Raw genomic sequence first — 24791 nt, 5'->3', positions numbered from 1 at the left:
ACGATGACGGGAGCTGCGTTGCGAAGAAGCCTGAAACGGAAGCTGAACGGGTGGGTAGCGCTGAGCGTGACAGGGGCCATTTTGGCCCTTCTCCCGTCTCTTTACATTTTGCTCGGCCTGTTTGCGCACACGAATGAAAACTGGCAGCACATTCAGGAGTACATGCTCCTAGATTACGCCCTGGAATCGCTGTGGCTCGTCTTGGGAACAGGAGCCTGTACGATCATCGTAGGCGTTTCGCTCGCCTGGCTGGTGGCTGCCTACGATTTTCCGCTGCGCCGTTTTTTCGCGTTCGCCTTCGTGCTGCCGCTGGCGATCCCGCCGTATATTGCGGCCTACACGTACGGCAACATGCTGAGCTATACCGGAAGCATCCAGACTTTTTTGCGAAATGGCTGGGGCTGGACGTTCGATCAGCGCTACTTTGACATCATGTCCATGAAGGGCGCCATTTTTATTTTCACGCTGTTTTTGTTTCCGTACGTGTACTTGATTACGAAAACGTTTCTGGAAAAGCAGAGCGCGGCGTTCATTGAAAACGCCCGATTGCTGGGGAAAAACTCGGTTCACATCTTTTTTCGCATCGTGTTGCCGCTCTCGCAGGCCGCTATTGCGGGGGGAGCGAGCCTGGTCGCGTTTGAGGTGCTGAACGACTTTGGCGTGACTAACCACTTCGGCATTCAGTCGTTTACAACGGCGATTTTCAAGACGTGGTTCGGCATGTACGACGTCGATTCGGCAATCCGTCTGGCTGCCTGGCTGATGAGCCTGATTATCGGCATTTTTGTCGTGGAGCGGCTGGTGCGCAAGCGCAAAAAGTTCAGCTCGCCGACGAACCGGGTCACGACGCTGCGCAGAAGAAAGCTGACAGGGCTGCCCATGTATGCCGCGCTATGCTTTTGTATCGCGATCGTTTCCCTTTCTTTTTTCATTCCTGTGGCACAGCTTGCGGTCTGGGCAACATGGACGTATCAGGAAGTGCTGAACGAGCGGTTCGTGCAGCTTTTGACCAATACGCTGTCGATCTCTGTTGTTTCCATCGCGCTCCTGATGCTGCTTGCGGTCACGGTCGCCAACGTCATTCGCTATTCCCGCACATCTGTATTCGCCATGGTTATGACGCGGCTGATTTCCATGGGGTACTCGATTCCGGGGGCGGTGCTGTCAATCGGCGTGCTGGCCGTCGTGATTTCGCTCGACAAAGAGCTGGGTCCGCTGTACGCCTGGCTGGGCTTTCCAGAGGGCAAGCTGGTGATTAGCATGTCGCTGTTCATGCTCGTTTTTGCCTATATCATCCGCTTTTTGGCGGTCGGCTTCAATGCGGTCGAAGCCGGCTTTGAGAAGACGGGAAACCGCTATTCGGAGGCGGCGCGAATGCTCGGCATGGGGATGACCCGGACTTTTTTCAAGGTCGATTTGCCGCTCATCAAAGGGGCGGTCATGACCGGGGTTATTCTCGTGTTCATGGAGATTGTCAAGGAGCTGCCGCTGACTTTGCTGCTCCGCCCCTACAACTTCGAAACGCTGGCGACGAAGGCGTACCAATACGCAAGCGATGAGCAAATCCAGCAAGCGTCGATTCCGTCGCTGTTCATCGTCGCGGTCGGCATCGTTTCCGTCTTTTTTTATCACTGGGTAGGGGAGAGACAGGCAAAATGAGCTTTTTTCAACTGGACAATATCACGTTTGGCTACGGAGCGGGGAGCGGGCCTGTCGTGCGCAATTTTTCGCTGCGCATGGAGCAGGGCGAGATCGTTGGGATTTTGGGAAACAGCGGCTGTGGAAAAAGCACGCTGCTGCGCTTGATCGCGGGGCTGGAAGCTCCTGCGGGCGGACGAATCCTCATCGACGGACGGGTGCTGGTCGATGCGCGGCAGTTCGTCGAGCCTGAGCATCGCGGAGTCGGAATGATTTTTCAGGACTATGCGCTGTTTCCGCATTTGACGGTCGAGCAAAATATTTTGTTTGGACTGCATCGGCTGACGAAAAAAGAACGGGAGGTACGGCTTCGGGAAATGCTTGCGCTCGTGCAAATGGAGGGCTTCGGCAAGCGCTACCCGCATGAGCTGAGCGGCGGGCAGCAGCAGCGGGTGGCTTTTGCCAGAGCGTTGGCACCTCGACCCGCCATTCTGTTGATGGATGAGCCGTTCAGCAATCTGGACGCAGAGTTGAAAAAGAAAATACGCGAGGAATTGCAGGAGCTGCTGCGGGCAGCGCGCATCACGACGATACTGGTGACCCATGACAGAGAAGATGCGGAGACGATCTGCGACCGGATCATCCGCATGGCTCGCTGACGGGCAAAGTGTCGCTTCCTCCTGAAAAGTTCAGCAGCATTCCCCTGCATCGTGTATAATGTGCTTGTGACGATTGCAGTTTACGGTTTGGCGCGATTGCCGCTGAACCGTTGAATATGAGGAGGATGCATACATGAAAGTAGAAGTGTGGTCTGATTTTGCCTGCCCGTTTTGCTATATCGGCAAGCGCCATCTGGAAGGCGCACTGTCGCAATTCCCGAACAAGGATCAGGTAGAAATCGTCTACCGCAGCTTCCAGCTCGATCCGACCATGGAGCGCGATACGAATATGGACATACACAGCGTGCTCGCTAGCAAATACGGCATGCCGCTGGAACAGGCCAAAAGCATGAATGATCGCGTGGCCCAGCAAGCAAAAAGCGTCGGGCTCGACTATCATTTTGACACGATGATTCCGACGAATACGTTTGACGCGCACCGTCTGGCTCACTTTGCCGCTGCCCATGGCAAAATGACGGAAATGAAGGAGCGCCTCCTGAAAGCGTACTTCACCGAGTCGCTTCACCTGGGAGACCACGAGGTGCTGGCGCAGCTTGCCTCCGAGGTCGGGCTGGACCGCGAAGCGGCACTCGCCATGCTGAAAAGCGGCGAGTACAGCGACAAGGTGCAGGAAGACAAGCGCAGAGGCGCTGAAATCGGCATCAAAGGCGTGCCGTTCTTCGTGTTCAACAACAAATACGCGGTTTCCGGCGCTCAGCCGGACGAAGTGTTCCTGGGAGTGCTGGGCAAAGTATGGGAAGAAGAAAACGCCGCTGCCCCTCTGACGCTTGTCGGTCAGGATGAAAAGGAAAAGACAGCCGGGGACAACTGCGCGGACGGTTCCTGCAAGCTGTAAACGGCGAGGTTGTGGTTGCATGAAGCTGAATCGAATCGATCAGATTGCCAAGCCGCGCTTCCGGATTGCCGTGCACGTGCTGGTCTGGCTGGCGCAAAGCGGCGGTGTGCTGTCCAGCTCCGCCATTGCCGCACAGGTGAAGACGCATGCGACTTTTTTGCGCCGAGTCATGGCCCAGTTGAACCGGGCTGGCATCGTGGAGGCAAAGGAAGGACGCGACGGCGGCTACTACATGACGAGGTGCCCGAAGGAGTTGACGCTCGCCGATATTTACCGCTCCCTTCCGGACGAACGCGAGGAAGACAGTCAGGAGGAGCTGGATTGCGGCGAGGTTGGCGTGCAACTGGACCGCCATCTGGAGGCGCTGATGAACCAGGCCGAGCAGCAGCTTGTTTTATTTCTCGGGCAGTACACGCTGGCGGATGTGATGGACAGCATCGGCTTCGGGCAGGTAGGCCCAAGCGAGGAACTGTTGGAGATCAAGCAGGAAAACCGACTCTTGTAGCAGTAGCAGGAGTCGGTTTTTTGGTACAGATAAGAATGGGTAAGACTCTTATTCCGGATAAGTGCAACCAAGGCTGCACGAATAACTTGGCGCAGCCAAGTTTTCTCACACGGAAAAGGGAGCGTGGGCGAAGGTGCAGAAGCTGACGCGGCTGTACGAGCAGCGCTTTCCCCGATCGTTTGCATGGAAAGGTAGGCGTTGAAGATGGCATATACGTTCGAGGATTTGTACGAGGCAGCGGAAATGGACGATTTCGACGAAGTAAAACGAATTTTGCAGAAGCAGCCTGCCTTGATTCACGGCAAGGATGAGTACGAGTTTTCCGTGCTGCATGCGGCCGTCATGACGGAGAACGAGGAGCTGATCGAATTTTTGCTAGGACAAGGAGCAGATGTCCGCGCCAGTAACGACGAGGGAAGTACCCCGCTGCATATCGTTTTGTATCCGCAGATTGCCGCCCTCCTGATCCGGCACGGAGCAGACGTGAACGCAGCGGCGGACGACGGGAGCACGCCGCTGCACACGCAAGTAGCAGACGGAGAGGAGCGGCTGGATGTCATCGAAGTATTGCTGGAGCATGGAGCGGACAAAGCGCGGAGGGACAAACGGGGGCTGACCCCGCTCGCTATCGCCCGGGGGCGCGAGGAAGAGGAGATTGCCTTGCTGCTTGGCTAACGTGCGGCATGGCGTCCGCCACACGTTGCACCCCTGCTGCACGCCACTCCCCGCGCCAGGTGTCTCGCTGCTGGAAGGCGGGCGGTCGACCGCATCTGTGGATCAGTAGGGAAAAGTATGAAAAAAACGTGGCAGTCTCGAACATGACTGCGCACGAGGATTGCGCAGTCCTTTTTTCAGGAACAGCTTGTTTGCACTCTTCGTTTTTGCAACTGCTCGATTGCAGGCACGGTGAAGCAAGCGAGATTGGCGGGAAGCTCGGCGAGGGAGAACCATTTGACTGCCCCGATCGCTCCGCCTTCCTCCATGTTCCGTGCGGTTCCCGCTTGCACTTGGACTTCGTAGATGGCGGACACCCAATGCTCTGCCTCGTCCGGTCGGATCGTCTCGGCCATGCAGAGCAAGCCGGTAATTTCGACGTCGAGATTTACTTCTTCTTTTACTTCGCGGATGATCGACGCCTCCAGCGGCTCGTACAGATCTACTTTTCCGCCCGGAATGCTCCATGTATCTTTCTCCGGATGACGATTGCGCCACACGAGCAATATCTCGTCGTGCTCGTTGCGGATCACCGCGCCTACGCCCAAGCGGGGAAGTGCCGCTGTATTCGCATTCGTTGTCATTGCTTCGCTCCTTGTTGCCGCAAAAAAGTTCGCGACGTTTTCGTTTCCTCGCTGGATGGCGAGCGACAGCACCGAGTCGCCGCCCTCTTGTCTGGCTATTGCGGGTCATCGGCTTGCCCGGGCTGTGCTTCCGGCAGCGGATAGCGGGCATGCACGTGCTCTCGGAAAGTTGCGTAGTCGCATGCGTAGACGTGCGAATCATGGTCGCTCTCACACAAAAGCCGCATGCCGAGCCGCTCCGCAAACCGATTGCCGGCAGCGGTCACCGCCTCCATCGCGATGGAGTGAATGCGAATGCCGCTTGCGGCCACGCCATCCAGCACGCCGAGATAATGGTGGAGCATCAGCGGCAAGGCAGCACTTTTCCGGTAAGCATCAGCGACAACGACACAGGACAAAAAATAATACGCCGACTCCGGCGACTGCTCCGGATTTTCGATATCCGCAGTCGTCATCAAGCTGTCGTTGAAGCGGCCGGCGACGATTTGCTCGTAGACATGTTTTTTTACCGGGAGCAAATTCAGGAAAGCGACGACGCGGTTATCCGCTTCGATCGCGACGATGCTGTCCGGGCGGAAGCAGTACCAGTTGTAGCTTTCCTGGCTGGGCGTAATGAAATCGGCGCTATAATATTGAAGCTCAAGCTGCTCCATCTGTTGAAAATGCTCAAGCTGCAACTGGTCGAGTTTTTTCACGGGCGGCTCTCCTTGGGCTGAAAAAGTCGATGCGGCCAAGCATTTTCGCCAAACGTTGGCCTGGCATTTGGAACTATCTAGCATTTTATCACACAGTGGAAGACATCGCGAAAAAATAGGGAATTTTCGGGAAATGGTGCTATAGTGGTGGGAATAACAAGGAAGCGAGTGATTAGGCATGAGCCAACCATCCACGAAGACGACGATCCGCCATTTTCAACAGGAAGACATGCCATTGCTTGGCGCGCTGTACAAGTCTGTGACGGCAAAAGAAAACGCCACTTTTTGGTGGGTGGGCGATGAAGAAAACTGGGGCAACGTTTACTGCGCATTCGAGGGCGGGAGGATGGTGGCCAAGGGACAGGTCAGTATCATTAATGTCGTGCCACCCGGACGGCTGCCGGAAAACAAACATGCGATCTACCTCAACCTGAAAACTGTACCGGAGAGGGAGGACGACGACGAGCTGCTGGAAAAGCTGTACCGTCTGCTCTATCAAAAGGCTAGCGAGCTTAAGCAGAGCTTGTCGCAGGAGTACAACACGATTTTGTGTGTGGGCAACGACTCGACGGCAGCGGCCAACAAAGGGTTTTTTATCCGGCAAGGCTTCCGCCACCTGAACAGCCTGTTTCGGATGCGGCGCGAGCTCGATCAGCCTGTTGGCGAGAGGGCTTTGGACGAAGCTTTTCAGTTTGCGCCGTGGCAGATGGAGACGCCTGAAGAGGAACGGCAATATTTGCAGGTGGAAGCGGAGATTTGGCCGGACACGCCGCTTGGGGCGGAACGGCTCGCCGAATACAAAAAGCAACCGCTCTGGACATCGCTCGTCATCCGGCAAAAACGCACGCTCGCAGCCGGGTTAATGGCGTGGCAAGAGGAGGAGCACCGGGTTATTGAGGATGTGTTTGTCCGCGAACCGTGGAGGCAGCGCGGCTTCGCCAAGTTTTTGCTGACGCAGGGACTTGCTTACTTGCAGGCACATGGACTGCCGTACGCCTGCCTGACGGTGCTGACGACCAATCAGTCGGCTTTGTTCCTTTACGAGTCGGTCGGCTTTTATGTGGAGAGCGAAGAGGTCAGGTATTTTACAGAGCTGGCATAAAAAAGAGGGGGAAATCCATCCCCTCATGGTTTTGCCGGAAGCGTCATTTGTTTTGCAAAATGCCCAAATACGCTTTCCACGGCCCGACGTCCGTTCCGTATCGTTTCGCCATGACCCGCACGATTTGCGCGATGTGTGTCAAGTCGTGGACGACCCAGGTGGAAATCAGCTCCCGCGCTTTTACCGCGCCGAATGCCGGGTGCAGGCCAGTCAGCTCCAGGTGCAGCGCTGGATCGATCAGCTCCGTCAGCCTAGCGATATTTTGCTGGCGAATCGCTGTAAATTCGCGCAACTTTTCCGCCAGCGACTGCTCCGTGCGTCGGTTCAGGTGCGAAAAGCGATCAAAAGGCTTGCTGTCGCCTTCCTGCAAAATCAGTTCCAGCCGCGGTATCCAGTTCGTTCGCTCTGCCTCGATCAAATGCTCCAGCACTTCCACGGCGTTCCACGTGTCCTCGCCCTCGTTACAGGTCAGCCACCCCGTCGATAGACCGGATAAAAATTGTTGCAGCAGCAACGGCGTACGCTCCAACACCTCGACAGCTTCATGCATGCTGAAATTCATCAAAACGCCCCCTTGTCCGATTCAGGTTGATCCACTACGCGCCAAAACGTTGGCGATATCCACATCTTCTGCACAGTTCCTCGACAGCCTCCCTGCGAGAAAACCCTTCGACGATGGCATTGGCCCGCTCGCCTTCCACGATGTCCGTAAACGACGCTTGCTGAATATTGCCCAGGTTGATGACGCCCTCCCCGTCCAGACAGCACGGAACGACTGTCCCGTCGACCAGAATCGCCGCCTGGCTGCGCAAGGCGTGGCAAAAGCCCCGGCCCTCGTCGCGTGGAGCTGTCATGCTCGGCCACTGAAACTCATGGTCCTGGTTCAAGTAGACGCGCTCGGCGATTTTTACGCCGCTACCCGGCTCGACCTTTTCTTCGATCTGGTAATCGAGCGCAAATTCTTTTTCGATGATTGCAAGCGTCTGGCGGTTTCTGCTCTTTTGAATGTTCGTGATGTTGTTTTGGGTCAAATTCCACAGGCGGAAGGAAAAGATGACTTTGTGCTCCGCAGCGTCGCGGACGAAGGAGAGAATCTCCCGCAAGTAACCTTCACGGTCGGTCGAGCCGAGGTGGCCGTCAAAGCTGTGCAGCGAAAAGTTCATCTGCCTTAGCGCTGGCTTCCCCAGCAGCTTATGCCGATTTTTCGCAATCAATGTGCCGTTGGTCGTAATGTTGACCTTGAAGCCTTTTTCATGGCTGATGTCGAGCAGCTCGTCGATTTTCGGATGGAGCAGCGGCTCTCCTTTTACGTGCAAGTAAATGTGCCGGGTGTGCGGCCTGATCTCATCCAGCCGCTTCGCGAAGCTGTCCACCGAGATAAACGTAGCCTTGCGCTCCGTCGGCGGGCAAAACGTACAGGCGAGATTGCAGATGCTCGTAATTTCTATATAAACTTTTTTAAACGTTTTCAAAATATTGTCCCCATTCCAGTTGTCCTATTGTGAAGTGCGAATATACCTCACATAGTACCATAGGAGGCGGGGGAGGGGTAACGGTGTATTATGGGGGGCAGTTGTCGCAATGCTCTCTCGCCGTGCGTGAGCGACGCATCTGGAGAAAGGTTGTAGTTGTAGAAAAGTTCTGAAAACATGTGGTATAATCTTCCTGCAATAGCATAGGCTCCCGAGGGGCGGCGGCTCACTCTCTATCCCGAACAGGGAGGGGGTGAGAATATGGAGGTCTATCAAGCACTGACGTTGATGATTTCATTTGCAACGTTGATCGTGTTGATCTTGTCCTTCGACAGAAAAAAGAAGTAACCGCCCCTTGAGCTACCAACTCTGGCGGTTACTTCTCATGTAACGAATGGAGCCGCACCCCTTGGTAGGGGATATGCTATTGCATGGACCGTTCCGGTTGCCGCCGGGGCGGTCTTCTTTGTATTATATACAGCTACTGTTAATTTTAGGATAGATCAGTTTGCGGGATATGTCAATTTTTGAGCAGCAAACCAGCCAACTTGGACAAAAACACCCTCCTTCGTATAGAGCAAGTAATTCAATCAAAACAGGTGCAATGGAAAACATCAAGCATTCGATCAAAAACACCTGTTTTTTAACGGCAGAATCGACTGTAAACACTACTCCAGAGCCGTGAATGCTCGGGCATGCCCAAGAAGCACCAACGCTTGGTAGCGTCAGCATGGCGCTTCGAGGACGTGCACGATTTTGCGGAGCAAGTGAGGAGCGAAGCCTGAACGAATCTCAACGCTGGCTTGTCCAATGCGGACGATAAGTGATGAAACGGAGGTGTCGGGCTGATTCGTAATCGTAAGTGGCACAACCGACGTGAAATGAGGTTTTTTCGTTACTTTGATAAAAACGATTGAAAACAGCCGGAAAATCCCATATCCAATCACGACACCGAGGAAGTTCATGATTACGTCGTTGATGTCGACATAGCGATACGGAAATCCTAGAGCTAAACCTATCAAAAGTTGAAGCGATTCAATGGTACATCCAACGAGTAATCCGAGAAGAACTATTTTTCGCAGGTGAGTCTTGCCTAAAAACGAAATTCCAAATCCGAATGGTACGGTTAATGCGATATTTAATAAAACCTGCATGTCTGCCAATCCAAAACCTGCTGGAAAGAAAAAGGGAATCAGGTTCATTTCTTCTGCGAAGGTATTGGCCACTCGAGCCTTGTCAGCAATCAATCTCGGGTCAATCGGAATCGGAAAGAGTGTATACTTACCAAGATGCAAGACATAGACACAAAATAGTGTATAGAAGAACAGAAAGCCATACTTTTTTTTCCACGCCAGTCGAAGAATGATTGCTGAAATCAGTATCGCGGCAAGGCCAATGAACAACGGAGCTCGTTCGAAGAGCAGCAAGTGAATCCTCTCCTTATGTATAAGGGATGTAACGGCGGTATCGATCAGCCGCCGTTAGTATGCAATTTCATTACTTTGTCTGTAAAGTACCTGATCCTTTGACTGTCCAATAATCAAGGCTACCTTTATCGGCCTCAATGTAGTATTGAGCTGCATCACTTCGAGAACCAAAACTTTTCGAGAAGTTGCCGCTATTAGGAGTCACGGTTGTTGAACTGGATTGTCAACACTAAACTAGACAACTTTTTTAAGGTGTTCAAGTTTGTACTCGACAGGAGTTAGATAACCGAGTGAGCCATGGATTCTGATATGATTGTACCAATGCACGTAGTCGGATAACTCCAGCACTAGTTTTTCTAAACTTTCAAAATGCCGACCTTTAACAAACTCAGTTTTAAAGATTTTGAATGTTGCTTCGGCTACTGCATTATCATACGGACAGCCTTTCATACTAAGGGAACGCTTGATACGGAAAGCTGTCAGTGCTTCATCTATGAGCTTATTTTTAAACTCATTTCCACGATCGGTATGAAACATTTGAATCCTGTTTAAATCGGTTTGAATGGATGCAATCGCCTGGTAAACCAGCTTTGCATCTTTGCGTGGTCCCGCACTATACCCAATAATTTCTCGGTTAAAGAGATCGACTAATAGACATACGTATTGCCATTTTTGCGCGACTCTCACGTATGTCAGATCACTCACTACAACTGCCAGTTGTTCTCTCTGATCAAATTGTCGATCAAGCTCGTTTGTCACGTTTGATTCATTGCAAGACGCTACGTGAAGCTTGAACTGAGCCACGGTATACGATGACACAAGTCCGTTTTCTTTCATGATTCTGCCAATTCTCCGCCGGGATACGATCAAGCCCTTCTTTTTTAACTCCGTCTTAATTTTACGCGTGCCGTAGTTATGGCGGCTGATGCGGAAGATTCCCGTAATCGTTTCGACCAGTTCATCTTCGGAGTGTTTTTCCTGTGCCTCGTAGTAGTATGTACTTCTTGGTAATTGTAGGACTCTGCACATTGCTGATATCGAGTATTTGTGCTGGTTGTTCCGAATCACATTTACTTTCGTCCTAGTATCAGCGCAGCTTGCTTTAAAATATCGTTCTCCATTTGCAATTGTTTATTTTCTTTCCGCAATTTGATAAGTTCCTGTTGCTCGGGGGTAAGGTTATCCTTCTCTTTGAAAGAACCAGATGTTTGACTCTGTTTGACCCATTTGTCAAGCGCAGACGGTGTTAATTCATATTCACGAATGATATCCTTTCTTGGCTTTCCATTCTTATAAAGCTGAACCATCTGTTCTTTAAATTCAGACGTAAATGTCCTTCTTTCTTTTTTCGTCATAGTAGATTCTCCTCAGATATGTTAGTAGTAGTCTACTTGACCTTAATTTTCCTGTCTAGCTAAGTGTAACCTGTCCAATCAATGACCGCTGACTCTTAGGTAAAGCCATGATATCATCTCGCTGAAGATAAGATGATACTTTCTCATATAACTCCCATTCGAGGGCACTAGAGAAAAACTCCTGTACGATTGGGATGCGTTTGGTATATGGTACGTACTCTGTCACCTGTCGTCTTAATGTTCGATGACACACAGGCTTTATTCTATTTTTCAAATCTAGAAAGTCGTGCTTAGACAATTCTTTTGTACCATGTCCAAATTGCTTTCGGAATGTCGTTTCATCCCCAAAAAGATGCGGATCGATAAAACTAATCAAACCATATAACTCCATCAAAGAGTTTTGGAGGGGCGTAGCAGTAAGTAAAATTTTAGGTGCACCTTTTGTTGCATCTCTTAAAATCCTTGCTATTTTATTAGACTTTTTATATACATTCCTCATCCTATGAGCTTCATCAATAATGATTACATCCCATGGTGTTCTTTTAATATCGTTTGCTTTGTTCCTAGCGAATTGATATGAACAGATAACGACGTGATCTCTATGAAAGAACGGATTAACATTTCCGTTGTTTACGTATTCATTGTAGTTTTTATTTTCTAGAATGATGGATGGGATATAGAACTTCTCAATCAACTCACGATTCCATTGTTTTCTTAAGGGCGGTGGAACGATGATTAAGATGTTTCTCTTTCTTTCTGCCCATAACTGACTAATAACTAAACCAGCCTCAATAGTTTTCCCAAGTCCTACCTCATCCGCAAGTATAGCTCCTCGTTCTAATGGAGAACGGAACGCAAAAAGAGCGGCTTCCACTTGATGTGGATTAAGGTCTACAGTGGCGTTAATTAACGATTGGCTTAAACGCCCAACGGAATTAGAAGAACTCTGTTTTGTAAGTTCATAAGCAAAATATTGACTGTGAAAGGAGGTACTCATCTTCATTACCACCCATTTGTTAGTTTGCTTTTGATTCCAATATTCGACAAAAAAGCCGTTATTCCTATGCTCGTATAAGAAGCATACTTATTCCAGTATACAACTAACAGCTCATCTAAAGGTTACCTTTAACATAATAAGGAGAGGTAATTTACACCTCTCCTTTAACCAGGAGAAGGAAAGCACATCTTCCCCATAAATTAATATTGAAAAAAAATAATCAGCTAATCATATTAGCTCCACTAAACATATTGTTCTACGTTACTCCAACGGCTTAATATTCTACATTGGAACATAGACCTTTCTAAGTGGTAATAGAGCCTTTCTTTCAACTGCCATGTTCTCATACCACTCACTAACTAACTCAACCAGTTCAGTTAGATCTAGCATTTTCACTCCATTCTGTTGAGCCACGGATTTTGCTGACGGTGTAAAGCCCCCAGTAGAAACAAAAAGACTGCTTGCTCCAATTGGGTTTGCTCCTAATAGTTGTTGAATTTCAGGGCTACCTGCGGCAGATTTACGATGCTTTACTTGTACTTTAATAATAGGCTTTTCGAATCCGAAAGCATCACGATGAGCAATAATATCGACACCGCCATCGGGGCCTTTAGGGCTAATCCGCACCTGGTAACCCATTGCCTCTAATAGACCACCGACCAAGTCTTGCATCTGCCAGGCATCAAGTTTGTCAATTGCGTCTTCAAGCATAGTCATCGCTTGTTGGATAAACACTTCATTATCTGCACTGTCATCATTATCATCTTGCGTAGTAGTTGTCGTTGTATATCCTTGCCCCTGCATTAAACTTTCAAACTCTTGGGCCCAACTATCAACGCGGAATACTGTTGAAATACCTCCAAGTGTGTTTTTGGCTCCTTGTGAAAGATCATCGCGTGAAATACGCTTTTGATCCCATTGAACCCCGATTACATTTGGATAGTAATCACTAATAATAGCAGGATTATGAGAAAATGGATTGGTTACTGTACCAACTAAATATTCACGTGACTCCTTAGAGTATGTAATGATTTTATCTTCCTTCTTTATATCTCGGCTAAACTTCCAAACCTGACTTGCCCATTGAATACGGGTTCCGGGCTTTTCATTCGTGAATACTGTATGAGCCTTCTCCACCAGTTTCTCTCTGGTTTGATATGTTAAGGGGTTCCCCAGTTTGCTCCATCCGATAGATACGACTTCTTTATCTAACCATTCAGGTATTAATTCATTACTATCTCCAGCTCGTACCATCCACCACTTAACCATCAGTGAATCCCTCCAATAAGTATCAAACTTCCAATAGAGCCTGCCACGAATTAAAATATTGAGAGCGGGTTCCTTCTTTCGCATGAACAACCGCGCTTAACCTACCCTTGAAGTCATCCAAAGGGACAGCGGCAAAACAATCCTCCTCATGGTTGTATCCGACTATTACATCTACTTCCATGCGAGTGTACCCTTTCTTTTGACCATTCATTGGGTTCAATGAGTACGCTTCAAGAACATATACCGGATAAGGAAGTGGTGAGTTTTTGTATGCAGAATCGCGTTTCAAACTCTTAACTTGTATTTTAATAAATCGTCCATCCTTTTCTGCAATAAGATCGTACCGGCATGCTCCCGAAAGCGGACGGCTAACAGTATATCCTTGAAGAAGTAATTTCCCAGCAATGACAACTTCTCTGGCATCGGCTAAATATTGTTGTGAAATATCATTCATCGGCTTTACCCCATTGCTATCATTAATTAGATTATAGGTTCATTAACGATTCAGAATCGCCTTACTCCCTTTTTCCATTGGAGCCTTGCATACCGGACATTCCCTCGACTTTAACTCCGCTTCTTCATATGACAATATTCGTTGCCACACATTACAGCTACCACCAGTGCACAGCCAAGCATAAACCGTTTCTTGTTTCGCATACTTGGGAGAAACAGATCCTTCACTCATAGACTTTCTACTTTCAGCTTTACTCTTATTCGCTTCATACCGTGGATAGGCAGACATAATAAACCTTGATACTTCTGTTTTCTTCCCTCGATAGTACATCGGTGAGCTGATGAATAGTTCTTCCTGAGCACGAGTAACTGCGACATAGGCTAAACGTCGTTCTTCCTCTAAAGCACTGGATACCTTCAAAATATCTTTTAAATCCACATACAAGTCCTCCATCCGCTCAGCATCAATCGCTGAACTGTGAGGCATATTGCCTTCCGAAGCGCTGATTAGGAATACGACCGGAAACTCAAGTCCTTTTGACTTATGAATTGTCATTAATTGAATAGCATTAGCCTGCTTATCCTTTTTTAGCTGTTTCATTTCCTGCCGCTTCTCCGTCACCATAGTAATGAAGGAGAGAAACTCTCCAATAGTGTTAAAGCGCTTAGCTGACGACTCCAGTTCATCGAGTGTCTCCCTGATTATCTCCTTATGGTGGGTAAGCTTATGCCTCTTGTTCGTTTCAAGGAACTGGTCATAGAACTCCCGACGAATGTGTTGGATGGCATCAAGCGGTGTCATTGATTCGAGCGATTTAATACACTTCAGCCGCTCCATGATCTTCTCTTTCTGAAAGTCCTTAATTTCCTGAAGAGACAAGAGATGAATCAGAGGCCATTTTTTCTTCTGAACCGAATCCTGATCGAGTATGTATTGCAACCCTTGCTCCCGATTGATGTACAGCGTTGGCAAAACACCTTCTATTGCTTCAAAGTCCCTTCGATTTATAGCCAATCGTAGATGATCCAATACAGCTTTGACTAACCAGTGATCGTAAAAGGATTCATCCCCACCATAGTCAATAAAAGGAATATCATGCTGGATCAATTGCTCCAAGATTGCCCGATTGTTGTTCGAACTACGATAAAGTATTGCAATATCACGAAACCGTCGTTTTCCACTCTCTACTTCACGCAGGATGTGGCTTACAATTTTCTCCGCCTCATCATCTGAGTTTTTGGGACTCATATATCGTGGTGTTATTCCGTCCTTCTTTGTAGCTTTCAGTGTCTTCTTTTTACGCTTAATGTTATGTTGAATGATCTCGTTTCCAAGCCCTACTATGCTTGAAATTGATCGATAGTTAATGTCGAGTGTAATCGTTTTGGCATTAGGAAACAGCTTGTCAAAGTCCAATATGAAATCGTTACGTGCTCCATTAAATGAGTAAATAGTTTGATCGTCGTCTCCCACTATCATGAGGTTTTGGTGAGGTTTGACGATCATTTTAATTAACTCATACTGCACCATATTCGTGTCCTGAAACTCATCTACTGACACATACAGAAACCGTTTTTGCAATGAGTGTAATAGAGATGGCTTTTGCTGAAGTAATTGATATGCACGCAATAGAACATCATCAAAGTCGATTTTATTGTTCTTGTCCTTCCACTCCTCATACCGACTGAAAATCTGTTTCAGTTCTTTTTCTTCTTCTGTCTTTTCCTGTAATTGATCTACACTCACCATTTGCATTTTATATGATGACAGCAAAGAAAAAAGAGTTTCTGGCTGGTAAGTGTCCTGCAACCCCATCTCACGTAAAATCTTCTTCATTACTATGTGTTGATGCCGAGTCTCACCTAAGATTTCCTGTAGAACACCGTGTTTACGGAGAATCGCCAGGAAAAAGGAATGGAAGGTACGTGCCTGTATATTCTCGGTGATGCTCTTGTCGATTCCGGGTAATTGTGCGATCCGCTCTTTCATTTCATTTGCCGCTTTTTTTGAGAAGGTTACCAACAAAATGTTTCGCGGATCAACATTTCGAACAGATATCAGATAACCGGTACGACAGACGAGGACAGACGTTTTACCAGTACCTGCTCCAGCAAGTGTGAGCAACGGCCCTTGAAAATGACGGATAGCCTGAATTTGAGATTCGTTTAAAAATATGCCTTGTTTCTCCAGCGAACGAAAGTAAAAAGCATCTCTTTCTTGATTGGAAACTAAATCTTTGCTAGTTTTTGGTTCGGTAATAATGGCATGCGGCACCTTTTGAAAGTCAGCACCAAGAGGAGCACTGAAATACGTTCGTTTGCTCACTTCATCACCTTCTTTATTTCACACGCTGTTTTCTCCATCTGTTAATCATGTCGTGGACGGCTACTCCGTTGATTAATCGGATATTTAGCCGTTCTGCGGCTTCCTGGGCCGCCTTCGTAAAATGGCTGGTCGTGATTATCCAGGCATCGTAACATCCATGTACTTGTTTGCCCGCTTTTAGTCTGAGAACAATATCGTTCCCAACGCTTCCTTTCCAACGCTTACACTGAACCGCAATTTTATACCCTTCTTTTCCTTTCAGAATCAAATCAACCTCGTGATCCCCAGAGCCGCCGACGCGTTCCACAGAATATCCATGATCCCGATAATACAGTTCTATTAGCCGCTCAAAATCAACACCAGACAATGTGTCGATATTAGCAATACTGATTTCGTCATCTGTCAGTTTTCTCGTGGTTCTGCGATGTTTTTGGGAAGTCTCAATTTTAGATGATCGTATTGCCTTAATACGATCAGCAGATTTGCTTGTTTGGTTCAATTTTCGTCTATATCTCGTCCACATACTTCCCAGTATTTCAGCCAGAAACACTCCGGCACCGAGCAATAGAAAAAAGAAAACCCAATGCAATCCTGGTGCAAGATAGGAGAATACTAGAACTGAGAGTATAACGAACATCGATCGGAACAGATTTGTGATTTTCCGACCTTCTGCATTGTAGGTTTTAGCCATTAGAAGTCCTCCTGAGCAAAACAGCAAATCATGGACTTTCAGAGATAATCCTTTTGAAGCAGACCTATTGGTACAATTTTACCGAAAATCTGTAAATGAGGTAAGGGCATTGACTATTTTTGTCACCGCTATATGATGAAATAATCGAACTGTTTCGTATTCATTAAAAACAAACAGACATGGTATTACAGAACCATGCCTCTCAAGTCAATCATCATTGTGCTTCAACTCTTGATAGATTGAGTTTCAGTTGATTTATTTATCTGAGTAATTGAAGAACCCCTCTTGGTGTCTGGTTAGCTTGTACAAGCATCGCCGTCGCCACCTGTGACAGAATATTGTTCTTGGTCATCTCCATAATCTCTTTAGCCATGTCTGCGTCTTTAATCCTCGATTCTGCGGCAGAAAGATTAACCGCATAGTTCGATACATTGTTATGAATGTGTTCCAGTGCATTCTGATAGGCACCAAACTTGGAACGCTCCACCGATACCTTTTGAATAGCTTCGTCTATTTTCCCAATCGCCTCTACCGCCTTTTCACGAGGATCAACCTTAATTTGATCGATTCCAAGTGAAGCAGTTCTCACATCCGATAGATCAACTTCAAATGTGTCTCCTGCATTTGCTCCTACCTGCAAAATTACCTTAGGATTAACATCCTCCCACTATAAAGTAATGTTTTCTCCTGTTTTCTCGCTCATTCTCTGTTTTTTAACTTTGACATCTTAAAGCTCTTGTCGGAAGATTGAAGGAGATACAAATATTTCTGTAAGGGCTGTGGCGGGAATAGAGCCTGCAATCACCAGTTTCCAGACTGTGGATAAAAAGGTATGATCGCACAGTGGATCTCCACATCCGCCCTCGGGGTTTACCCTCCCATGTCACGCTGGGTCTATGCCCTTACATTCCTTCGTTCTACCTCTCAAGGGGGTGCCGCCAGCAAAACGCGGATTTACAACGCTAAGGGTTTTTGAACAGAAAAAAAGCCGGTTTTCACCACGCTAAGGGTGTAACCGGTTTATTGCTATTCCTGGTTCAACGGCCGTAATGAGTCTAATGTGGTAACTCTTTTCGGATCAAAACGGTACTCACCAAGGAAGTTGATATGCTCCCATCCTAACGGAGACATATGTTTTAATAAATCCTCTCGTAACGCACCTTTACTCTGGAGTAGATCCGTGGCTTTACCGAGATATACCGTATTCCAAACGCTAATTGCGTTAATCAGGATGTTTAATGCACTTGCGCGCTGGAGTTGATCCTGCAATGCACGTTCTCGCAACTCTCCATGTTTCCCGAAGAAAATGGCCCGTGCCAGTGCGTTCATTGCTTCTCCTTTGTTTAGTCCGCGTTGGATACGGCGGCGCATCGATTCGCTTGAGATATAGTCCAGAATAAAGATTGTCTTTTCAATTCGCCCCATCTCTCGAAGCGCTTTGGCAACTTTATTCTGGCGCGCGTAGGACCCAAGCTTACCCATAATCAGCGCACCGGACACTTTACCCTCCCGAATAGAATGAGCAAGGCGCAAAACATCATCGTAATTTTCACGTATGACCTTCATATCTATTTGGCCACGTAGAAGATTCTCCAACTTTGGAAAGTCGCTAGGTTTTCCGATCACATACAGCTTTGAGTCTGATAAGTCGCGAAGGCGTGGAGCAAATCGAAATCCAAGTAAATGAGTCAAACCAAAGACCTGGTCCGTATAACCGGCTGTATCCGTATAGTGCTCCTCAATGGACAAGTCCGACTCATGATGCAGGAGACCATCGATCACATGCACCGCATCCCGAGCGTTCGTATTAATGACCTTTGTATAGAACGATGAAAATTGATCGCTGACGAATCGATAAATCGTAGCCCCTCTGCCTGATCCGTAATGTGGATTAGGATCGGCACTAAGAGACGAAACGCCTACTTGTACGCGCATTCCGTCGGATGAAGATGTGCTTCCATCTCCCCAATAGGCGGCCAATGATCGCCGGTGGTGAAAGTTCACAAGTGTTGCTTGAGCTCTGTTCATTGCATCATCGTACATTCGCCATTGAGCTGCATTGGCCATTTGATGATATGAGATACCAGGAGTGGCATCAGCCATTTTTGTTAATCCGATGTTCGTTCCCATTGCCATGAGCGCTGCGAGAACAATCGGTTTTTCTTCGGTTTTAGGAGGACGATTGGTCGAAGCATGGATAAATTGCTCGTCAAAGCCCGTCCAACTCGCCACTTCTAAAAGTAGGTCTGTTAGCTTTACTCGCGGCAGCATGCCATAGAGAGTGGAGCTATATTGTTTCGCTTCTTCTGGAACGTCCTTTTCAAGCCGATGAACATGTAGTTTACCTTTTTCTACGTTTACTCCTTCAAGCGCATCGATGTTTTCACCAATCCACTGTAACCGACGTAGGAGGGCGTTAGTTCTTTCCTCAAGATAGTCATCAACATGTAGACTCACGGCCAATCTGGTACCGGTTGCCTGGGTAGATTTCCATTCGTCATGTGGCACTAGGTACTCGTCGAAGTCTTTATGCTGTCTACTTCCGACAATAGAAACATCTCCGGATCTGACATGGTTTCTTAATTCCGTAAGTGCAGCCATCTCGTAGTAATGACGATTAATGGTCCCATCCTCATCGAAAACATGCTTTTGCCATCGGTTGGACACAAAGTCTAAAGGAGCACCTTCAGGTACTTTACGTTTACCAGTTTCATTCATCTCTCGAATCGTATCGAGCGCTCTCATCAACGGTTCGGCTGACTTCGTAGAACGGAATTCTAATGCTTTCAGTAGAGTCGGTGTGTACTTTCGAAGATAATTAAACCGACTTTCTAAAAGATCCAAATAGTCATAATCAAGTGGCCGAGATAGTTTTTTGGCTTCTTCTACAGATTCAACAAACTTTTCCCACGGCATGACCGTTTCTAGCATAACAAAAGGATCAATACCTTCATCCCGTGCTTTAATAAGTGCAGCTCCTAAGTCAGCATAATGGACCACTTTTTCATTTACCGCTTTGCCGTTCTGTTTCTGTATCTCCTCTTGTTGTTTCCGTCCTTTTGATTGTAAGGTTAAGATTTGCTTATCGTGAATCTCAAATGCCTGGTCAACTAAATCCTGACTTAGGTCCAAAAGGTACGCCACCAAGACCGTATATCGTTTTGCTTCATGGAAACGTCGAAAGGATTGCGGCTCGTATCGTGAACCTAGGCGGGAGAGCTGTCTTAACCTGTTGGGATGGATCGATCTGGTATCGATATGTAATTGCAAGCTGCGAATATATTCCAGCCGCTCGATCACCTTTAGAAACGCCTCTGGAGAGAATTGTCCAGTCGTTTCCTTTAGCCAACCGAGTTTTGTTTTTCCGGTACCAATTACGGGTTCGATAATCTTGTCTAGTTTTTGTTTTTGGTAAGAGGTTAGAGATGAGTGGATCTGTCGGTAAATTCGTTCTTCCGCACGATTTCGGGCTTCCCATACAACCCTTTCTATCGTCGTTATGGCCGGCAGGATAATTTTTGACCGGCGCAGCTCATCTAATGTCGAGCGAATTAAGTGAACAGCATTCCCATTTTCCAAGGCCAGCTTAAATAAATACTTCAACAACCGACGATAATCATTTGTTGTAAACGTAGTAAATCCATATTCCTCTCGAATTTCTTTCAGATGGTCCCACAGTGTGTTTTCCCTTCGGGCATACAAGGAAAAAACTCCTGGCTCAATATCCAGCTGTTTGGCCAGATAGTGAAGCAAGAAGTCAGGAATTTCCTTCATGTCAGTTATACTCCAACCTGGATAACGGAGTAGAGCTAATTGGACGGCAAAGCCTAGTCGATTGTAGTCACGTCGATGACGATTAATGATGTCCAAGTCATGTTGCGAGAACGTGTAGTATGTAGCAAGTTCCCATTCACCATTGGGAGGGGTCATCCATTCTAGTCGCTGGTCTGTTGTTAGGAGTTCTTTTCCGCGCAAGGTACCCGCACCTTTCTTTGATTTTCATACTCCTTTACACGTCGATAAAAAGTATTGGGCTTTAACTCAAGGCGTTTCATTCCTTCCGTCGCAGTAATCGCCCCAGATTTCCACTCATTATAAACCTGAATAAATTCGGCATTAATCTCGTACTTTCGTCGTCCGAATCTCACGCCGTTATTCTTGGCCAGCTCTATTCCTTCGGCCTGACGTTGCTTATTTTTTTTACGTTCCTGCTCGGCCACATAAGAAAGCAGGCTTAAAAATTGGTCCTCCATTAGCTTTCCAAGATCACCCATGCTTCGAAATTTCCTACTATCAAACAAAGTCTCATTTTCTAGTACCACAATATCTGCATTTAGTTCACGTGTAATATACTTCCATTCCTGAATGATTCCATCATAATCCCTGCCTAATCGATCGAGTGCGTCAAGATAGAGCAAGTCCCCTTCACGTATGATTAATCGCATTGCCTGATACTGCGGTCGGTTAAAATCCTTACCGCTTTGCTTGTCGACGAAGATATAACGCTCTTCAATTCCAAGTTCACGCATCTTTTTAATCTGTCGTTCCGGATTTTGATCTTTGGCTGAAACGCGAGCGTAACCCAGCTTCAAAATTTCAACTCCCTTCCATTAATCCATGTCAAAAAGTATATCAACAAAATGAAATATTGCGAAATAAGAAAAGACACTTTATGCCATGTGGAATATTACCTGTTTTTCAACATGTCACAAAGTATGCTTTTTGACAGAACGCCACAAAACTTTGACAAATTGGACTGGCTAATAATCCACCTAAAAATCAAATTGTTATTTGATTGTATAAATGATTTGCTGTATGATCATAATAATCAAATATTGGTTTGATTATTGGGGGGTACTGTATGAAAGAAAAAGATACTTGTGAAATTTATTGTTTTGACGAGTCTAAGGTCCGACGCGTACAAGAGCTGCTTCAAAACCAGGATATACAACGTATGGCAAAGATGTTCAAAGTGTTAGCAGATGAGACAAGAATGAAGATTGCTTACGCATTATGCCAGGAAGATGAGATGTGTGTATGTGATGTCGCCAACATCATCGGCTCTTCGCTGGCAACAGCTTCCCATCATTTACGAACGCTAAAACAACTTGGATTGGCGAAATACCGAAAAGAAGGGAAATTGGTTTTTTACTCCCTGGAAGATGAACATGTGCGAGAGCTTGTTCAAATTGCTTCCGCTCACAGCAAGGAGGTCGTGATTAATGGCAAGTAAGGCAGAAGAAAAACATGTATATCGGGTTCAAGGATTTACTTGCACTAATTGTGCAGCAATCTTTGAGAAGAATGTCAAAAACCTGCCTGGAGTTCAAGATGCACAAGTGAACTTTGGAGCAGCTAAAGTAACCGTTCTTGGCGAGGCTACTGTAGAGGAACTGGAAAAGGCGGGTGCTTTCGAAAATCTCAAAATTACCCCTGAAAGAGAACGGGTGGAAGCAAAAAAAGAACCGTTTTGGAAAGCACACGGGAAAGTCGTTATTTCAGCCGCCCTCTTGATCGCAGGCTACCTATTGGGTCAGCAATTCGGGGAAGAACATCTCCTAACTGCTGTTGTCTATGCTGCTTCGATTCTTATCGGTGGCTATGAGCTTTTCATTAAAGGGATCAAAAACCTGGTTCGCCTTCAATTTGATATGAACACCCTCATGACCGTAGCCATCTTAGGTGCGGCAGCCATCGGAGAGTGGGGAGAAGGAGCAACGGTTGTCATCTTGTTTGCCATCAGTGAAGTGCTTGAGCGCTACTCTATGGAAAAAGCGCGCCAGTCTATTCGATCGCTAATGGACATTGCTCCGAAAGAAGCCCTGATCCGTAGAGGTAGCGAAGAGTTGATGGTACCAGTGGATAATATCCAAGTGGGTGACATCATGATCGTAAAACCAGGACAGAAACTAGCAATGGATGGGATTGTAGTAAAAGGAGCATCCACCATCAACCAGGCGGCGATTACGGGGGAATCGGTACCTATCGCCAAATCTGTGGATGACGAAGTGTTCGCTGGTACGTTAAACGAAGAGGGACTTCTTGAGGTAAAAGTAACGAAGCGTGTGGAAGACACTACGATTTCGAAAATCATTCACCTGGTAGAAGAAGCGCAAGCGGAACGCGCGCCGTCTCAAGCATTTGTGGATCGATTTGCGAAGTATTACACGCCAGCGATTATGATCTTAGGACTAGGTATTGCTGTTGTGCCTCCTCTTTTCCTTGGAGGAGATTGGGGAGAGTGGATCTACCGAGGATTGGCGTTGCTTGTGGTAGGATGTCCGTGCGCACTCGTCATCTCCACACCCGTATCGATTGTGACTGCCATTGGGAATGCTGCAAAGAACGGTGTCCTGATCAAGGGCGGGATTCATCTGGAGGAGGCAGGACGTTTGTCTGCCATCGCTTTTGATAAGACGGGAACCCTCACGAAAGGGGTTCCAGCGGTTACGGAATTGATCACCTATGGTGCTCAAGAAAAAAGCAAGTTGTTGGGGATTGCCGCCGTCATTGAAAAAGGATCCCAGCATCCACTGGCTTCGGCGATCATCCGCAAGGCAGAAGAAGAAAACGCCGACTTGTCAGCAGAGGTTGAAGAGTTCCAATCAATTACAGGAAAAGGCGTAAAAGCGAAAGTGAATGGCGAACTCTACTACATTGGAAGCCCGAATTTATTCTCCGAGTTGAATGCGTCGAGCCTGACTGAAAACATACGAATCGAAATCGAAGGTTTGCAAAAACAAGGGAAAACCGTCATGGTTCTGGGAACGGACCATGAGATCCTTGCGCTGATAGCCGTTGCCGATGAAGTGCGTGAAACAAGTAAAGATGTGATTAGAAAACTACATGAGCTTGGCATCCAAAAAACGATCATGCTCACTGGCGACAACCGAGCGACAGCAGAAGCGATTGGAAGACAGCTTGGTGTCGCAGAAGTAAAAGCGGAATTGCTTCCCCAAGACAAACTCGCATACATTAAGCAACTTCGAAATGATTATGGGAATGTCGCTATGGTGGGCGATGGGGTAAACGATGCACCTGCTTTGGCCGCCTCCACAGTGGGAATTGCCATGGGCGGAGCAGGAACGGATACCGCACTTGAAACTGCTGACATCGCTTTGATGGCAGATGATCTAGGCAAACTGCCCTACACCATGAAATTGAGCCGTAAAACGCTTGCGATTATCAAGCAGAACGTCACGTTTTCGTTGGGTATTAAACTATTAGCCTTGATACTGATTGTCCCAGGTTGGTTGACGTTATGGTTGGCTATTTTCGCAGACATGGGAGCCACCCTTATTGTTACGTTGAATAGCCTTCGTCTGTTAAAGGTTAAGGGAAATCTGGATAAATGACCAAGGAAAAAAGGGGAAAGGCTCTCCTCTGAAATCCAATTAAGGAGTGTATTTCATATGGACTGTTGCGCACCATCCAGCAACGTGAAACCAACCAAAACCAATTGTCCTTCCTGCGGGGAGAAGGGGAAAAAAGTACCTCTGATTACACTAAAATCTTTGCTTACAGCTTCTTTTTTGGAAACTATTGAGCCAGCTAACTTTTATTATTTCTGTCCAAACTCGTCTTGTAATACCGTATATTTCAGTGATACTAATTTGCAAACATTTAATGAGGATGCACTAAAAGTACCTGTATTCCAAAAGAACTCTAGCATGGATGTGCCAGTTTGTTATTGCTTTGATTGGACGAGAGATCGCCTTCTTCAAGCAGTTAGTGATAATCAGCAGCCTATTGAACATATAAAGAATCATGTGCAGTCGAACCGCTGTGGCTGCGAAGTAAACAACCCTCAAGGGGCTTGCTGCTTGGGTAATGTTTCCGCGTATTTACAAAGTTTGAACTAACGAAACTACCCCAATATAGCCGGATACACGCTTAGCGTGGTGAAAACCGGCTTTTTTTTGTTTTCAAAACTTCTTAGCGTTGTAAATCCGCGTTTTGCTGGCGGGACCCCTCAAGGGGTGGAGGCCGATTCTAGCTCCTCGACTGGGTCGTTGCCCTTATGGATTATAATTCTTCGGCTTCTCCGG

24 protein-coding genes are annotated in these 24791 nt (G+C 47.2%); 10 read left to right on the top strand and 14 right to left on the bottom strand.

Annotation, left to right across the window (positions count from 1 at the left end; genetic code table 11):
- Window positions 1–3 precede the first annotated feature (3 nt).
- The 5 genes from AC3WJN_RS11400 to AC3WJN_RS11380 all read left to right on the top strand — a co-directional run bounded on the left by AC3WJN_RS11400 (window position 4) and on the right by AC3WJN_RS11380 (window position 4333).
- Entirely contained in the window at window positions 4–1659 is a 1656-nt protein-coding gene (locus AC3WJN_RS11400; protein WP_005830074.1) for an ABC transporter permease, read from the top strand.
- The gene (locus AC3WJN_RS11395) at window positions 1656–2297 is read left to right on the top strand and encodes an ABC transporter ATP-binding protein (protein WP_026558241.1); all 642 of its coding nucleotides are present in this window, start codon (window positions 1656–1658) and stop codon (window positions 2295–2297) included. The genes AC3WJN_RS11400 and AC3WJN_RS11395 overlap by 4 nt, the downstream gene beginning before the upstream one ends.
- Window positions 2298–2430: 133 nt before the next feature.
- A complete protein-coding gene (locus AC3WJN_RS11390; RefSeq protein WP_005830077.1) occupies window positions 2431–3153 on the top strand; it encodes a DsbA family oxidoreductase in 723 nt (240 codons plus the stop codon).
- A gap of 19 nt (window positions 3154–3172) precedes the next feature.
- Window positions 3173–3658 (top strand): RrF2 family transcriptional regulator, encoded by a 486-nt coding sequence (locus AC3WJN_RS11385; RefSeq protein ID WP_007779530.1) that lies wholly within the window; start codon window positions 3173–3175, stop codon window positions 3656–3658.
- 204 nt (window positions 3659–3862) lie between these two features.
- On the top strand, window positions 3863–4333 hold the full coding sequence (locus tag AC3WJN_RS11380) for an ankyrin repeat domain-containing protein (protein WP_007779533.1): 471 nt from the start codon (window positions 3863–3865) through the stop codon (window positions 4331–4333).
- Window positions 4334–4509: 176 nt separating this feature from the next.
- On the opposite strand, the gene AC3WJN_RS11375 is transcribed toward AC3WJN_RS11380, so the two are convergent.
- Both AC3WJN_RS11375 and AC3WJN_RS11370 read right to left on the bottom strand, forming a co-directional pair.
- Window positions 4510–4956 carry an NUDIX domain-containing protein gene (locus AC3WJN_RS11375; RefSeq protein ID WP_007779535.1) on the bottom strand — a complete coding sequence of 149 codons (447 nt, stop codon included), beginning with the start codon at window positions 4954–4956 and terminating at the stop codon, window positions 4510–4512.
- Between the two features lie 95 nt (window positions 4957–5051).
- Complete coding sequence (locus tag AC3WJN_RS11370; RefSeq protein WP_007779537.1) at window positions 5052–5651, bottom strand: hypothetical protein; 600 nt, start codon at window positions 5649–5651, stop codon at window positions 5052–5054.
- 178 nt (window positions 5652–5829) lie between these two features.
- Here AC3WJN_RS11370 and AC3WJN_RS11365 point away from each other — a divergent pair, with 178 nt between their 5' ends.
- Window positions 5830–6753, top strand: a complete 924-nt coding sequence (locus tag AC3WJN_RS11365) for a GNAT family N-acetyltransferase (RefSeq protein WP_007779540.1) — start codon at window positions 5830–5832, stop codon at window positions 6751–6753.
- 43 nt (window positions 6754–6796) lie between these two features.
- Here AC3WJN_RS11365 and AC3WJN_RS11360 read toward each other — a convergent pair whose 3' ends face one another.
- Window positions 6797–7315: a DinB family protein gene (locus tag AC3WJN_RS11360; RefSeq protein ID WP_007779543.1), complete on the bottom strand. Its 519-nt coding sequence runs from the start codon at window positions 7313–7315 to the stop codon at window positions 6797–6799.
- Window positions 7316–7349: 34 nt separating this feature from the next.
- Window positions 7350–8225 carry a radical SAM/SPASM domain-containing protein gene (locus AC3WJN_RS11355; protein WP_005830093.1) on the bottom strand — a complete coding sequence of 292 codons (876 nt, stop codon included), beginning with the start codon at window positions 8223–8225 and terminating at the stop codon, window positions 7350–7352.
- A 261-nt stretch (window positions 8226–8486) separates the two neighbouring features.
- Between AC3WJN_RS11355 and AC3WJN_RS11350 the strand changes: the two genes are divergently transcribed.
- Window positions 8487–8573 carry a putative holin-like toxin gene (locus AC3WJN_RS11350; RefSeq protein WP_221175368.1) on the top strand — a complete coding sequence of 29 codons (87 nt, stop codon included), beginning with the start codon at window positions 8487–8489 and terminating at the stop codon, window positions 8571–8573.
- A 377-nt stretch (window positions 8574–8950) separates the two neighbouring features.
- On the opposite strand, the gene AC3WJN_RS11345 is transcribed toward AC3WJN_RS11350, so the two are convergent.
- From AC3WJN_RS11345 to AC3WJN_RS11300, 10 genes are all read right to left on the bottom strand, one after another.
- Window positions 8951–9652, bottom strand: a complete 702-nt coding sequence (locus tag AC3WJN_RS11345; protein ID WP_005830095.1) for a VanZ family protein — start codon at window positions 9650–9652, stop codon at window positions 8951–8953.
- A 234-nt stretch (window positions 9653–9886) separates the two neighbouring features.
- Window positions 9887–11007 (bottom strand): IS3 family transposase gene (locus AC3WJN_RS11340; RefSeq protein WP_100225778.1). Its coding sequence is split into 2 segments (ribosomal slippage): window positions 9887–10758 and window positions 10758–11007, totalling 1122 coding nucleotides; the frame shifts between segments, so codons are not numbered across the junction.
- A gap of 55 nt (window positions 11008–11062) precedes the next feature.
- On the bottom strand, window positions 11063–12004 hold the full coding sequence (locus AC3WJN_RS11335) for a DEAD/DEAH box helicase (protein ID WP_007779567.1): 942 nt from the start codon (window positions 12002–12004) through the stop codon (window positions 11063–11065).
- Between the two features lie 282 nt (window positions 12005–12286).
- Entirely contained in the window at window positions 12287–13273 is a 987-nt protein-coding gene (locus AC3WJN_RS11330) for a restriction endonuclease (protein ID WP_007779570.1), read from the bottom strand.
- Window positions 13274–13295: 22 nt separating this feature from the next.
- On the bottom strand, window positions 13296–13727 hold the full coding sequence (locus AC3WJN_RS11325) for a group I intron-associated PD-(D/E)XK endonuclease (protein WP_035316895.1): 432 nt from the start codon (window positions 13725–13727) through the stop codon (window positions 13296–13298).
- A gap of 42 nt (window positions 13728–13769) precedes the next feature.
- Entirely contained in the window at window positions 13770–16052 is a 2283-nt protein-coding gene (locus AC3WJN_RS11320) for a UvrD-helicase domain-containing protein (RefSeq protein ID WP_007779572.1), read from the bottom strand.
- 13 nt (window positions 16053–16065) lie between these two features.
- Window positions 16066–16743, bottom strand: a complete 678-nt coding sequence (locus AC3WJN_RS11315) for a restriction endonuclease (protein WP_007779574.1) — start codon at window positions 16741–16743, stop codon at window positions 16066–16068.
- Between the two features lie 259 nt (window positions 16744–17002).
- Window positions 17003–17383 (bottom strand): flagellin, encoded by a 381-nt coding sequence (locus AC3WJN_RS11310; protein ID WP_035316898.1) that lies wholly within the window; start codon window positions 17381–17383, stop codon window positions 17003–17005.
- Between the two features lie 386 nt (window positions 17384–17769).
- Window positions 17770–20718, bottom strand: coding sequence for a Tn3 family transposase (locus tag AC3WJN_RS11305; RefSeq protein WP_035317569.1), 2949 nt, complete (start codon window positions 20716–20718; stop codon window positions 17770–17772).
- Window positions 20697–21335: a recombinase family protein gene (locus AC3WJN_RS11300; protein WP_007786749.1), complete on the bottom strand. Its 639-nt coding sequence runs from the start codon at window positions 21333–21335 to the stop codon at window positions 20697–20699. The genes AC3WJN_RS11305 and AC3WJN_RS11300 overlap by 22 nt, the downstream gene beginning before the upstream one ends.
- 269 nt (window positions 21336–21604) lie before the next feature.
- Here AC3WJN_RS11300 and AC3WJN_RS11295 point away from each other — a divergent pair, with 269 nt between their 5' ends.
- Genes AC3WJN_RS11295 through AC3WJN_RS11285 form a run of 3 tightly spaced genes read left to right on the top strand, consistent with a single transcriptional unit; the run spans window position 21605 to window position 24605 of the window.
- Window positions 21605–21976 carry an ArsR/SmtB family transcription factor gene (locus AC3WJN_RS11295; protein ID WP_007786747.1) on the top strand — a complete coding sequence of 124 codons (372 nt, stop codon included), beginning with the start codon at window positions 21605–21607 and terminating at the stop codon, window positions 21974–21976.
- Window positions 21966–24098, top strand: coding sequence for a heavy metal translocating P-type ATPase (locus tag AC3WJN_RS11290; RefSeq protein ID WP_007786745.1), 2133 nt, complete (start codon window positions 21966–21968; stop codon window positions 24096–24098). The genes AC3WJN_RS11295 and AC3WJN_RS11290 overlap by 11 nt, the downstream gene beginning before the upstream one ends.
- A 57-nt stretch (window positions 24099–24155) precedes the next feature.
- Window positions 24156–24605, top strand: a complete 450-nt coding sequence (locus AC3WJN_RS11285; protein WP_081494733.1) for a putative iron-sulfur cluster-binding metallochaperone — start codon at window positions 24156–24158, stop codon at window positions 24603–24605.
- Window positions 24606–24791 lie beyond the last annotated feature (186 nt).

Source organism: Brevibacillus sp. FW306-2-1A-C05A (assembly GCF_058781555.1).
The sequence above is the reverse complement of the archived record's forward strand: the minus strand, read 5'-3'. Positions and strand labels throughout refer to the sequence as shown.